The following is a 12,074-nucleotide window of genomic DNA, read 5'->3' on the forward strand; positions in this document are numbered from 1 at the left end:
AGTTGAACCGCGGAGCAGCCCGCTCCTGTCCCGCACCGGACTGTCCCCACCGGAGGACCCCCACATGCGCTCGCACCTGCTCAACGACACCACCGCGGAGCAGTACCGCCGCTCCGTGACCGAAGGAGTCGAGCGGGTGGCCGCCAAACTCGCCGCCACCGACCGGCCGTTCACCGGCGTCACCGTCGACGCCCTCGCTCCCCGCATCGACGGCATCGACCTCGACCAGCCGCTGCACGACACCAGCGCGGTGCTCGACGAACTGGAGGAGGTCTACCTCCGGGACGCGATCTACTTCCACCACCCGCGGTACCTGGCCCACCTCAACTGCCCGGTCGTCATACCGGCCGTGCTGGGCGAGGCCGTCCTGTCCGCCGTCAACTCCTCGCTGGACACCTGGGACCAGTCGGCCGGCGGCACGCTCATCGAGCGGAAACTGATCGACTGGACGACGGCCCGCATCGGCCTCGGCGAGAACGCCGACGGCGTGTTCACCTCCGGCGGCACCCAGTCCAACCTCCAGGCGCTGCTGCTCGCCCGCGAGGAGGCCAAGACCGAGGACCTGGCGAAACTGCGCATCTTCGCCTCCGAGGTCAGCCACTTCAGCGTGAAGAAGTCCGCGAAGCTCCTCGGGCTCGGCCAGGACGCCGTGGTCTCGATCCCCGTCGACCACGACAAGCGCATGCAGACCGTCGCCCTCGCCCGCGAACTGGAGCGCTGCGCGCAGGACGGCCTCGTCCCCATGGCCGTCGTCGCCACCGCCGGCACCACCGACTTCGGCTCCATCGACCCGCTGCCCGAGATCGCCGAACTGGCCGCCCAGTACGGCACCTGGATGCACGTCGACGCCGCCTACGGCTGCGGTCTGCTCGCCTCGCTGAAGCACCGCGACCGCATCGCCGGCATCGAGCGCGCCGACTCGGTCACGGTCGACTACCACAAGTCCTTCTTCCAGCCGGTCAGTTCGTCGGCCGTGCTGGTGCGGGACGCCGCGACCCTGCGCCACGCCACGTACCACGCCGAGTACCTCAACCCGCGCCGGATGGTGCAGGAACGTATCCCCAACCAGGTGGACAAGTCCCTGCAGACCACCCGCCGCTTCGACGCCCTCAAACTGTGGATGACGCTGCGCACCATGGGCGCCGACGGCATCGGCCAGCTCTTCGACGAGGTGTGCGCGCTGGCCCGGGAGGGCTGGAAGCTGCTCGCCGCCGACCCGCGCTTCGATGTCGTGGTCGAGCCGAGCCTGTCCACCCTCGTCTTCCGCTACATCCCGGCGGACGTCACCGACCCCGCCGAGATCGACCGCGCCAACCTCTACGCCCGCAAGGCCCTGTTCGCCTCCGGTGACGCCATCGTCGCGGGCACCAAGGTGGGCGGCCGCCACTACCTGAAGTTCACCCTGCTCAACCCCGAGACGCAGGCGTCCGACATCGCCGCCGTCCTCGACCTGATCGCCGGCCACGCCGAGCAGTACCTGGGAGAATCCCTTGACCGCGCGTCCTGACAACCCGACCACCACCCACGACTTCGTGGGCATCGGGCTCGGCCCCTTCAACCTCGGCCTGGCCTGCCTGACCGAGCCCATCGCCGAACTCGACGGTGTCTTCCTGGAGTCGAAGCCCGACTTCGAGTGGCACGCGGGGATGTTCCTCGACGGCGCCCACCTCCAGACGCCGTTCATGTCGGACCTGGTCACCCTCGCCGACCCGACGTCGCCCTACTCCTTCCTGAACTACCTGAAGGAGAAGGGCCGGCTGTACTCGTTCTACATCCGCGAGAACTTCTACCCGCTGCGGGTCGAGTACGACGACTACTGCCGCTGGGCCGCGAACAAGCTGAGCAGCATCCGCTTCGGCACGACGGTCTCGCAGGTGACGTACGAGGACGACGTCTATGTCGTGCGGACCACGGCCGGGGACACCTACCGCGCCCGTCACCTGGTCCTCGGCACGGGCACCCCGCCCCACATCCCCGAGGCCTGCCAGGGCCTGGGCGGCGACTTCATCCACAACTCCCGCTACCTCCAGCACAAGGCGGAGCTGCAGAAGAAGGACTCGATCACCCTGGTCGGCTCCGGCCAGTCGGCCGCCGAGATCTACTACGACCTGCTCGGCGAGATCGACGTCCACGGCTACCGCCTGAACTGGGTGACCCGCTCCCCGCGCTTCTTCCCGCTGGAGTACACCAAGCTCACGCTGGAGATGACGTCCCCCGAGTACGTCGACTACTTCCGCGAGCTGCCCGAGGCCACCCGCTACCGCCTCACGGCCGAGCAGAAGGGCCTGTTCAAGGGCATCGACGGCGATCTCATCAACGAGATCTTCGACCTGCTCTACCAGAAGAACCTCGGCGGCCCGGTCCCGACACGGCTGCTCACCAACTCCGCGCTGACGGCGGCCTCGTACGAGAACGGCACGTACACCCTCTCCTTCCGCCAGGAGGAGCAGGAGAAGGACTTCGAGCTCACCTCCGAGGGCCTGATCCTGGCCACCGGCTACCGGTACGCCGAGCCGGAGTTCCTCGCGCCGGTCCGCGACCGCCTGCGCTACGACTCGCGGGGCAACTTCGACGTGGCCCGCAACTACGCCGTCGACGTCACCGGCCGGGGGATCTTCCTGCAGAACGCCGGCGTCCACACGCACAGCATCACCAGCCCCGACCTGGGCATGGGCCCGTACCGGAACGCGTACATCATCCGCGAGCTGCTCGGCACCGAGTACTACCCGGTGGAGAAGACGATCGCGTTCCAGGAGTTCTCGGTATGACCTTCACGTTCCGCCCCCTCGACCCGCTGAAGGACGCCGAGCTCCTGCACGCCTGGGTCACCCACCCCAAGGCCGCCTTCTGGATGATGCAGGACGCGAGACTGGAGGACGTCGAGCGCGCCTACATGGAGATCGCGGCCGACGAGCACCACCACGCCGAGCTCGGCCTCCAGGACGGTGTCCCCGCCTTCCTGATGGAGAAGTACGACCCGGCCCACCGCGAGCTGGTCGGCCTGTACGAGCCGCAGCCGGGCGACATCGGCATGCACTTCCTCACCCCGCCGACCGACACACCCGTGCGCGGCTTCACCCGGTCCGTCATCACCGCCGTGATGGCCCACCTCTTCGAGGACCCGGCGGTGCGGCGGGTCGTCGTCGAGCCCGACGTGGACAACAAGGCCGTGCACGCCCTGAACGAGGCCGTCGGGTTCGTACCCGAGCGCGAGATCCAGAAGCCGGAGAAGCGCGCGCTGCTGAGCTTCTGCACCCGCGCACAGTTCCTGGCCGCCCGAGGAGTAGCCGTATGACCCTGTCCGACGCCGTGGCGCATCTGTCCCCCCACCGCTGGGCGCGGGCCAACCGCCTCCTGATCCGCAAGGCGCTCGCCGAGTTCACGCACGAGCGCCTCATCACGCCGGAAGCCACCGCCGAGGGCACCTACGTCGTCCGCAGCGACGACGGCCTGACCCGGTACACCTTCGCAGCGACAATCCGCGCCCTGGACCACTGGCAGGTCGACGCCGAGTCGATCACCCGTCACCGGGACGGCGCCGAACTCCCGCTCGCCGCGCTGGACTTCTTCATCGAGCTGCAGAAGTCCCTGGGCCTGAGCGACAGCATCCTGCCGGTCTACCTGGAGGAGATCTCCTCCACCCTCTCCGGCACCTGCTACAAGCTCACCAAGCCGAGGACGACGGCGGCCGAGTTGGCCCGCGCCGACTTCCAGACCGTCGAGACCTCGATGACCGAGGGCCACCCCTGCTTCGTCGCCAACAACGGACGGCTCGGCTTCGGCATCCACGAGTACCTGTCGTACGCCCCGGAGACGGCGAGCCCGGTCCGGCTCGTCTGGCTGGCGGCCCACCGCTCGCGGGCGGCGTTCACGGCCGGCGTCGGCATCGAGTACGAGTCCTTCGTGCGGCAGGAGCTGGGCGCGGAGACGGTCGAGCGCTTCCACGGCGTCCTGCGCGCGCAGGACCTGGACCCGGCTGACTACCTGCTCATCCCGGTCCACCCCTGGCAGTGGTGGAACAAGCTCTCCGTCACCTTCGCCGCCGAGGTCGCCCGCAGGCACCTGGTGTGCCTGGGCGAGGGCGACGACGAGTACCTGGCCCAGCAGTCCATCCGGACCTTCTTCAACCGGACCAGCCCCGAGAAGCACTACGTGAAGACGGCCCTGTCCGTCATCAACATGGGCTTCATGCGCGGCCTGTCGGCGGCCTACATGGAGGCCACCCCGGCCATCAACGACTGGCTGGCCCAGCTCATCGAGGGCGACCCGGTGCTGAAGGCCACGGGCCTGTCGATCATCCGCGAGCGCGCGGCCGTCGGCTACCGGCACCTGGAGTACGAGCAGGCGACGGACCGCTACTCGCCGTACCGCAAGATGCTGGCCGCGCTGTGGCGGGAGAGCCCGGTGCCGTCCCTCCAGGAGGGCGAGCAGCTGGCCACCATGGCCTCGCTGGTCCACGTCGACGACGAGGGCGCCTCCGTCGCGGGCGCGCTGATCGAGCGGTCGGGCCTCGCCCCCACCGAGTGGCTGCGCCGCTACCTCCAGGCGTACTTCACCCCGCTGCTGCACAGCTTCTACGCCTACGACCTGGTCTTCATGCCGCACGGCGAGAACGTCATCCTCGTGCTGAAGGACGGGGTCGTGCAGCGGGCGATCTACAAGGACATCGCCGAGGAGATCGCGGTCATGGACCCGGACGCGGTGCTGCCGCCGGCGGTGGAGCGGCTGCGCGTGGAGGTCCCGGAGGACAAGAAACTCCTGTCGATCTTCACGGACGTCTTCGACTGCTTCTTCCGCTTCCTCGCGGCGAACCTCGCCACCGAGGGGATCCTTCGGGAGGACGACTTCTGGCGCACGGTCGCGGAGGTCACCCGCGCCTACCAGGAGTCGAGGCCCGAACTCGCCGAGAAGTTCGCCCAGTACGACATGTTCGCCCCCGAGTTCGCCCTGTCCTGCCTGAACCGCCTGCAACTGCGCAACAACCAGCAGATGGTGGACCTCGCGGACCCGTCGGGCGCCCTGCAGCTGGTGGGCAACCTGAAGAACCCGATCGCGGAGTTCTGACCCGGAAGCAGACGGGCCCCCGGTGTACGGTCCACCGGGGGCCCGTCCTTTTCAGGGGCCAGGACATCTCCCTCCAGGGGCGCGGGGAACTGCGCGCTCAGCCCCCACCGGCCCGCGGACGCGTCACTGCGCACTCCACGGAACCTGCGGCGACCGATACCAGGCAACACCCAGGGCATCCCACCGCTCGGCCTGCGCAGCGAGCCGCACCTTGTACCGCTCCCAGTCGTGCGTGGCGGCCGGCGACCACCCCAGCTCGGCCACCCCCGGCAGCCGCGGGAAGGCCATGTACTCGATCTGCCCGGAGTTCTCCAGCGTCTCCGACCACATCGGCGCCTCCACACCGCGCACGGCACCGGCCGGCACCCCGGGCAGATACGCCCCCGGATCCCAGTCGTAGGACCGCTGCACCTCGACGTACCCCGCCCAGGACAGCCCCAGCGGCGTGTCCTTGGTGTACTTCATGTCGAGGTACACCCGGTCCGCGGGCGAGAGGATCAGGCCGGTCCCGTTCTGCGCGGCCTTCACGACCTGCGCCTTCTCCTCGGGGCTCGTACGGTCCAGTCCCCAGTACTGCGCGAGCGCGCCCTTCGCCGGGGTGGCCCCGGTCAGCTGGTGCCAGCCGACCACCGTCTTGCCGTACTTCGCGACGACCGGCTGCACCCGGTCCATGAAGGTCACGTAGTCCTCGTGGCTGGTGGAGTGCGCCTCGTCGCCGCCGATGTGCAGGTACCTGCCCGGGGTGAGCGCGGCCAGCTCCCGGATCACGTCGTCGACGAAGTCGTACGTGATCTCCTTGCCGACGCACAGCGAGCTGAAGCCGACCTCGGTGCCGGTGTACAGCGGCGGTGCCACGCCGTCGCAGTTCAGCTCGGCGTAGGAGGACAGGGCCGCGTTGGTGTGGCCGGGCATGTCGATCTCGGGGACGACCTCCAGGTGGCGGGAGGCGGCGTACCGCACGATCTCCTTGTACTGGGCCTTGGTGTAGTAGCCGCCGGGGCCGCCGCCGACCTCCGTGGAGCCGCCGTGGGTCGTCAGGCGCGGCCAGGAGTCGATCGCGATGCGCCAGCCCTGGTCGTCGCTGAGGTGCAGGTGCAGCTTGTTGAACTTGTAGAGGGCGAGCTGGTCGACGTACCGCTTGACCTGGTCGACGGTGAAGAAGTGCCGGGAGACGTCGAGCATGGCCCCGCGCCAGCCGTAGCGCGGGCTGTCCTCGATGGTGCCGCCGGCGACCAGCCAGGGGCCGGGCTGGGCGGTGTCCTTCTCGACGGCCGCGGGCAGCAGCTGGCGCAGGGTCTGCACACCGTGGAAGAGGCCCGCGGGCGTCCTGGCGCTGATCGTGAGGGCCCGGGCGTCGCTGTTGAGGCGGTAGCCCTCGGGGCCGAAGTCGCCGTGGTCGAGCCGGAGCCGGATGCCGCCCCGGCCGTGCGTGGTCACCGGCAGGCGGTAGCCGGTGGAGGGGCGCAGCAGGTCCGCGAGGTACTCGGCGACGCCGCGCGCCTCCCGCGAGCCGTCGACACGGATGTGCGTCCCGCGGGTGATCCGGTACGGGGCGCCGCCGGGCTCGGCCGAGGCCGGCGCGGGGACGACCCGGTCGAGCGGTGTGGGGTCCGCCGCCCGGGCCGGGGCGGCCTGGGTGACGCCGACGCCCACCGCGACGAGCAGCAGGGAGCCGAGAAGGCGAAGTGTTCTGTGGTGCTGTCTGACAAGACCGTCTCTCACAAAACCGTCCCTTCCGTGAGCCGTTGAGCTCCAAGAGGTCTGGACCACTATCCCGGCACCTGGGTGGAACAATCCACCCCATGGCGGAAATCATCCAGAAGGACGGCTCGTGGATCTTCGACGGCGACGCCCTGCGGCTGACCCCGGGACGGGACAGGAACGTCAGCCTGCTGCGCAGGGAACTGGGTGAACTCGTCGTCCCGCTGGCCGCGTTGGCGGGCATCTCACTGGAGCAGGGCAAGAAGAGCGGACGGCTGCGGCTGCGCCTGCGGGACGGCGCCGACCCGCTGCTCCTCGCCACCGGCGGGCGGCTGACCGAGCCCCACGATCCGTACCAGCTGGTCGTCGAGTCCGACCGCTACGGGGTCGCCGAGTACTTCACGGACGAGGTCCGCAACGCGCTGCTGCTGGACCAGGTGCCGGCCGGCCCGGTCACCGAGTACCTGCTGCCGGGCCCGGCCGTGCCGCTGTCGGTCTCCGCCGGGGACGGCACGGCGAGCTTCGACGGCGAGCGCATACGCCTGGAGTGGAACTGGAAGACGGAGGACGCCAAGGCCGCCGCCGGCACCCGCACGCTCCCGCTCGCCGACGTCACGGGCGTGGAGTGGCACCCGGCGGCCGGCCTGGACAACGGCCACCTCCGCTTCACCGTGCGCAACGCGCCGACCGGGACCCCGCCCAAGTACGACCCGAACGCGGTGGAGCTGTGGGGCTTCAAGAAGGACCCGCTGATGGCCCTGGTCGCGGCGGCGGTCCAGGCCAGGCTCCCGCACCCGGCCCGGGCCACCGCCGACGGCGCGCCGGACACCCGGCCGCAACCGCCCGCCCCCGCCGTCGGCTCCGCCGAGGACGACCATGACGCCCTGCTGCGCCGGCTGCGTGAGCTCGGTGATCTGCACCGCACGGGCGTGCTCACGGACGACGAGTTCGCACTGGCCAAGCAGGCGGTCCTCAAGCGGATGTGATGCCGCCCGGGCGCTACTTCGCCCGGCGGGCCACCGTGAAGTGGTCGATGCGGTCACCGGTCTCGGCGATGCCGCGCACCGTCAGCGTGGCCAGGCGCCCCTTCGGCGCGGGGGCGACGTCCACACGCAGGAAGGAGTAGTGTGGCGCTTGCCCGAATCCGGGCAGAATTCTTGCGAAAGGGCCGCCGGTACTCCAGGATCTAGCGAGTGCACGACGAACTCGTAGATCATCTGACGCGGTCCACCGCCCTCAGCCGGGGCGAGGCGCTGCGCGTGATCCAGGACGTGCTCGCCTACTTCGACGAGACGACCGAGGAGTACGTCCGTCGCCGCCACCGCGAGCTCCAGGCCCAGGGCCTGGTCAACGCGGCGATCTTCGAACGGATCGAGGCGGACCTCAAATACCGCGCGGTGGCCCCGCCGGAGCTCTCGCTCCGGCAGCTGCGGCGCATCGTCTACGGCTAGGAATACGTATTCATGTGCGGAATCGTCGGTTACATCGGGAAGCGTGACGTCGCGCCCCTGCTCCTGGAGGGCCTGCAGCGCCTGGAGTACCGCGGCTACGACTCCGCGGGCATCGTCGTCACGTCCCCGAAGGCCTCCGGCCTGAAGATGGTCAAGGCCAAGGGCCGGGTGCGCGACCTGGAGGCCAAGGTCCCGGCGCGCTTCAAGGGCACGACCGGCATCGCCCACACCCGCTGGGCCACCCACGGCGCCCCCTCCGACGTGAACGCCCACCCGCATCTGGACGCCGAGGGCAAGGTCGCCGTCGTCCACAACGGCATCATCGACAACGCCTCCGACCTGCGCCGCAAGCTGGAGGCGGACGGCGTCGAGTTCCTCTCGGAGACCGACACCGAGGTCCTGGTCCACCTCATCGCCCGCTCGCAGGCGACGAAGCTGGAGGACAGGGTCCGCGAGACCCTCCGGCTCATCGAGGGCACGTACGGCATCGCCGTCATGCACGCCGACTTCCCCGACCGCATCGTCGTCGCCCGCAACGGCTCCCCGGTCGTCCTCGGCATCGGCGAGAAGGAGATGTTCGTCGCCTCCGACATCGCCGCGCTGGTCGCCCACACGCGGCAGATCGTCACCCTCGACGACGGCGAGATGGCCACCCTCAAGGCCGACGACTTCCGCACGTACACCACTGAGGGCACCCGCACCACCGCCGAGCCCACCACCGTCGAGTGGGAGGCCGCCTCCTACGACATGGGCGGCCACGACACCTACATGCACAAGGAGATCCACGAGCAGGCCGACGCCGTGGACCGCGTGCTGCGCGGCCGCATCGACGACCGCTTCTCCACCGTGCACCTGGGCGGCCTCAACCTGGACGCCCGCGAAGCCCGGCGGATCCGCCGCGTGAAGATCCTCGGCTGCGGCACCTCGTACCACGCGGGCATGATCGGCGCCCAGATGATCGAGGAGCTGGCCCGCATCCCCGCCGACGCCGAGCCCGCCTCGGAGTTCCGCTACCGCAACGCGGTCGTCGACCCCGACACCCTCTACGTCGCGGTCTCCCAGTCCGGCGAGACCTACGACGTGCTGGCCGCCGTGCAGGAGCTGAAGCGCAAGGGCGCCCGCGTCCTGGGCGTGGTGAACGTGGTCGGCTCGGCGATCGCCCGTGAGGCGGACGGCGGCATCTACGTGCACGCCGGGCCCGAGGTCTGCGTCGTCTCCACCAAGTGCTTCACCAACACCACGGTCGCCTTCGCCCTGCTCGCCCTGCACCTGGGCCGCACCCGCGACCTGTCGGTCCGTGACGGCAAGCGCATCATCGAGGGCCTGCGCAAGCTGCCCGCGCAGATCGCCGAGATCATGGAGCAGGAGGAGGACGTCAAGAAGCTGGCCCAGCAGTTCGCCGAGGCCCGCTCGATGCTCTTCATCGGCCGTGTCCGGGGTTACCCGGTGGCCCGCGAGGCCTCCCTGAAGCTCAAGGAGGTCTCCTACATCCACGCCGAGGCCTACCCCGCCTCCGAGCTCAAGCACGGCCCGCTCGCCCTGATCGAGCCGGCCCTGCCCACGGTCGCGATCGTCCCCGACGACGACCTGCTGGAGAAGAACCGCGCCGCCATGGAGGAGATCAAGGCCCGCAGCGGCAAGATCCTCGCGGTCGCCCACCAGCACCAGGAGAAGGCCGACGAGACGATCGTCGTCCCGAAGAACGAGGACGAGCTGGACCCGATCCTGATGGGCATCCCGCTCCAGCTCCTCGCGTACCACACGGCCCTCGCCCTGGGCAGGGACATCGACAAGCCGAGGAACCTGGCCAAGTCGGTGACGGTGGAGTAAGTGACCCCGCTTTCAGGGGCGCGGGGAACTGCGCGGGCAACCACAACGCACCCGCACAGGCCGACAAACGAAAACGGACCCCCACGTGCTGCCACCACGCACGGGGGGTCCGTTTCATCGCCGGGAAGCCGCCCAACTTCCCGGCCGGCGCGGCTGACCGATGGCCGTCACACCCCGGCCCGCAGCGCGTCGCGGACTCACGAGCCCGTCGTTGCCGGCGAAACTCGCGATCGCCATGAGCACCAGGGCGACGAAGAGGGCGACTCCGCCCACGTACTGGGCGATTGACGTGGCGTCAGCGGCGGACACGCCGTCGACCACGGCGGTGTTGCCCAGCCCGAAGGCCAACAGGGTGATGCCCAGGGCGAGTCGACCGGCCACGGTCGTGATTCCGCTTCCCCCGGAGACGTCTTCGTCCACGGCGGGCTCCCTTCGTGCAGGTGCAGTGGTGCGGTGTCCCGTATATGCCCTTCACAAGGGCACGAACACCTCTACGCGCGAGTAGATTCACGCGGCACCAAGGGAGTTGGAGCTCAGGGGATGACGATGACGGGCCGCTGCGCCCGCTTGGCGAGACGGCCGGCGACGGAGCCGAAGATCCGCCCGACGATGCCGTGGGTCGAGCCGACGACGATCGCGTCGGCCTCGTACTCCCGCCCGACCTCTTCGAGTTCGTGGCAGATGTCGCCGCCGCGCTCGACCAGGATCCAGGGCACCTCGGCGAGGTAGTCCGCACAGGCCAGTTCCAGACCGAGCACCTCGGTGCGGTGGTCCGGCACGTCCACGAAGACGGGCGGCTCGCAGCCGGCCCACACCGTGGTCGGCAGCCGGTTGGCGACGTGGACGATGATCAGGCCCGACCCGGAGCGATGGGCCATGCCGATCGCGTACGCCAGGGCGCGCTCACTGGAGGTGGAGCCGTCGAAGCCGACGACGACCCCGTGCTTGAAGGCGGGATCGCAGGAATGGCGTGGCTCTTCCGCCGCCAGGGGCTCGGCCGCCGTGGGATCGGCGACGGGCCGCTTGCGGTCCGCGTGTTCGAAGAATTCGTGACCGGCCATGGCTGTCTCGGCGTTGTGATCCTTTAATGGGTGGGACAACGTGTGCGGCGGAGCTGTGTCCGGGAATGGTCTTCCCAACCCCATACCCCCCAGGGTACGGCGGCACGCCTCCTTAGCCCAGATCCCGCCCGCCGTGCGTGCGGGTTCCAGGGAGCATGCACGAGGCGACGCCCGTAACGCAATGGTTGCTGCGCTGTACAGGCGGTTTGCACAGGATTCACTTACCCGTGGGGTGATCGGGCCGCACAGTGACCGACACCCCGGCCGCGCGTTGAACCCCGTGAGCCACACCACAGGGAGCACGCCATGTCCGGACCCCGACCCGCCTCCGAGGCGGGCCGCGCGACCCCGCCCCCGCGGGACACCGCGACGGAGGTGGTCCGCTGGGCGGTCTTCAGCTGCCTGCTCGTCCCGGTCGTACTCCTCGCCTACGGCACCTCGCTCGCCGGCGCCGCCGGCACGGCCCTCGGACTCGCCGCCGTCACGGGCGCCTGCCGGGTCCTGCTGCGTCAGTCCGAGCGCGGCGCGGCCCGGCTGGCCGCCGAGGACCGGGCGCCCCACCGGGGCCGGCGCCACCGCACCGGGACGGGGTCGCACCGGGGTGGACGGCACACTGGAGGAGATACACCGGTCGGTTGACCGGTTTCCGCGCACGCGCACGTTGGTTTTCAGCCAACTTCCGGCACCCGGGCATCCCCCTGCCGAAACACCCCCCGACCCTCGTTCGACCTGCACGGAAAGGGCCTCAGGGGCCCTGCGCACCCTACGTGGATTGGCCACCGCCACAAGGCGCACTTCCCTGCACGCCCCACGAGTGCAACGCTTCGTGATCGAATGCTTCACGCCAAGTTGCCAAGTCGACAATGTGCCGAGTGCCGAACCGGCCACTTCGGCACGACGGGACACAGTAGATTCGATCTTGACTGTCTACGGCGGGGGACTCGTGCAGGACCGAGGGGAAACGTGC

The 12,074-nt window shown here is 69.8% G+C and carries 10 protein-coding genes and 1 pseudogene; 8 read left to right on the forward strand and 3 right to left on the reverse strand.

Annotated elements, in window-relative coordinates; all coding sequences use genetic code 11:
• Window positions 1-64: 64 nt before the first annotated feature.
• The 4 genes from desA to ACPXCS_RS10325 are packed head-to-tail and all read left to right on the forward strand — an operon-like array spanning window position 65 to window position 5,064.
• A complete protein-coding gene (gene desA / locus ACPXCS_RS10310) occupies window positions 65-1,507 on the forward strand; it encodes a lysine decarboxylase DesA (protein ID WP_425947308.1) in 1,443 nt (480 codons plus the stop codon).
• On the forward strand, window positions 1,491-2,768 hold the full coding sequence (locus ACPXCS_RS10315; protein WP_425947310.1) for a lysine N(6)-hydroxylase/L-ornithine N(5)-oxygenase family protein: 1,278 nt from the start codon (window positions 1,491-1,493) through the stop codon (window positions 2,766-2,768). Before desA ends, ACPXCS_RS10315 begins: the two co-directional genes overlap by 17 nt.
• Window positions 2,765-3,295 (forward strand): GNAT family N-acetyltransferase, encoded by a 531-nt coding sequence (locus ACPXCS_RS10320; protein WP_425947312.1) that lies wholly within the window; start codon window positions 2,765-2,767, stop codon window positions 3,293-3,295. Before ACPXCS_RS10315 ends, ACPXCS_RS10320 begins: the two co-directional genes overlap by 4 nt.
• Window positions 3,292-5,064 carry an IucA/IucC family protein gene (locus ACPXCS_RS10325; RefSeq protein ID WP_425947314.1) on the forward strand — a complete coding sequence of 591 codons (1,773 nt, stop codon included), beginning with the start codon at window positions 3,292-3,294 and terminating at the stop codon, window positions 5,062-5,064. The genes ACPXCS_RS10320 and ACPXCS_RS10325 overlap by 4 nt, the downstream gene beginning before the upstream one ends.
• Before the next feature lie 123 nt (window positions 5,065-5,187).
• Here ACPXCS_RS10325 and ACPXCS_RS10330 read toward each other — a convergent pair whose 3' ends face one another.
• Window positions 5,188-6,786 carry a beta-N-acetylhexosaminidase gene (locus ACPXCS_RS10330; protein ID WP_425947316.1) on the reverse strand — a complete coding sequence of 533 codons (1,599 nt, stop codon included), beginning with the start codon at window positions 6,784-6,786 and terminating at the stop codon, window positions 5,188-5,190.
• Window positions 6,787-6,866: 80 nt separating this feature from the next.
• Between ACPXCS_RS10330 and ACPXCS_RS10335 the strand changes: the two genes are divergently transcribed.
• The 3 genes from ACPXCS_RS10335 to glmS all read left to right on the forward strand — a co-directional run bounded on the left by ACPXCS_RS10335 (window position 6,867) and on the right by glmS (window position 10,046).
• Window positions 6,867-7,751: a DUF4429 domain-containing protein gene (locus tag ACPXCS_RS10335; protein WP_425947317.1), complete on the forward strand. Its 885-nt coding sequence runs from the start codon at window positions 6,867-6,869 to the stop codon at window positions 7,749-7,751.
• Window positions 7,752-7,958: 207 nt separating this feature from the next.
• Window positions 7,959-8,216, forward strand: coding sequence for a hypothetical protein (locus tag ACPXCS_RS10340; protein WP_031130491.1), 258 nt, complete (start codon window positions 7,959-7,961; stop codon window positions 8,214-8,216).
• Window positions 8,217-8,228: 12 nt separating this feature from the next.
• Entirely contained in the window at window positions 8,229-10,046 is a 1,818-nt protein-coding gene (glmS, locus tag ACPXCS_RS10345; protein ID WP_425947319.1) for a glutamine--fructose-6-phosphate transaminase (isomerizing), read from the forward strand.
• 237 nt (window positions 10,047-10,283) lie between these two features.
• Here the strand turns inward: glmS and ACPXCS_RS10350 are convergent.
• Together ACPXCS_RS10350 and ACPXCS_RS10355 are read right to left on the reverse strand one after the other, a co-directional pair.
• Window positions 10,284-10,466 (reverse strand): annotated as a pseudogene (locus ACPXCS_RS10350) (hypothetical protein); the annotation flags it as partial.
• A gap of 113 nt (window positions 10,467-10,579) precedes the next feature.
• Window positions 10,580-11,107 carry a universal stress protein gene (locus tag ACPXCS_RS10355; RefSeq protein WP_425947321.1) on the reverse strand — a complete coding sequence of 176 codons (528 nt, stop codon included), beginning with the start codon at window positions 11,105-11,107 and terminating at the stop codon, window positions 10,580-10,582.
• Between the two features lie 306 nt (window positions 11,108-11,413).
• On the opposite strand from ACPXCS_RS10355, the gene ACPXCS_RS10360 reads away from it, so the two are divergent.
• Window positions 11,414-11,746 (forward strand): hypothetical protein, encoded by a 333-nt coding sequence (locus tag ACPXCS_RS10360; protein WP_425947323.1) that lies wholly within the window; start codon window positions 11,414-11,416, stop codon window positions 11,744-11,746.
• The last annotated feature ends 328 nt before the right edge of the window (window positions 11,747-12,074 follow it).

The organism is Streptomyces sp. DT190 (assembly GCF_049846985.1).
Lineage (GTDB): Bacteria > Actinomycetota > Actinomycetes > Streptomycetales > Streptomycetaceae > Streptomyces.